Annotated in this window: 1 pseudogene (cut by a window edge); it reads left to right on the forward strand. The window is 68.0% G+C overall.

From position 1 onward, the window contains the following. Positions 1-697, forward strand: a pseudogene (gene recG, locus EOC06_RS36920) (ATP-dependent DNA helicase RecG); its annotated part runs 937 nt beyond the window's last position; the annotation flags it as partial.

The following is a 697-nucleotide window of genomic DNA, read 5'->3' on the forward strand; positions in this document are numbered from 1 at the left end:
CTACCGGGTCTTCGCCCATGACGACACCGGCGAGATCGCGCTGACCTTCTTCCATGCTCACGCTACCTATCTCGAAAAGGCGATGCCCGAGGGCGAGCATGTCGTGGTCTCGGGCCGCATGGAATGGTTCAACGGCCGCCCGAGCATGGTCCACCCCGACCATATCGCACTGGCCAGCGAGGCGGAAAACCTGCCGCTGGTCGAACCGGTCTACCCCCTGACAGCCGGGCTCTCGGGCAAGGTGCTGCGCCGGGCGATCGGCCAGGCGCTGGCGCGCGTGCCTGAATTTCCTGAATGGCAGGACGGCGCCTTCATGCGCCGCCACACGTCTCCCTCCTTTGCCGACGCGCTTGCCCGCATCCACAATCCGGCCGACCCGATCGATGTCTCCATCGATGGCGCTGCCTGGCGGCGCCTGGCCTATGACGAGCTGCTGGCGGGCCAGGTCTCGCTGGCGCTGGTGCGGGCAAAAGTCCGCAGGCTGTCCGGGCGTCCCCTGGTCGGCGACGGCCGCATCGTCGAAAAACTGAGGGCCGCACTGCCCTACTCGCTGACATCGAGCCAGGAGTTCGCGCTGGCCGAAATCAATGCCGACCTTGCCGATCCCGAGCGCATGCTGCGGCTCCTGCAGGGCGATGTCGGCTCCGGCAAGACGGTCGTCGCGCTGCTGGCCATGGCGCGCGCCGTCGAGGCCGGC

The organism is Mesorhizobium sp. M7A.F.Ca.MR.362.00.0.0 (assembly GCF_004023175.1).
In the GTDB taxonomy this organism is placed as follows: domain Bacteria; phylum Pseudomonadota; class Alphaproteobacteria; order Rhizobiales; family Rhizobiaceae; genus Mesorhizobium.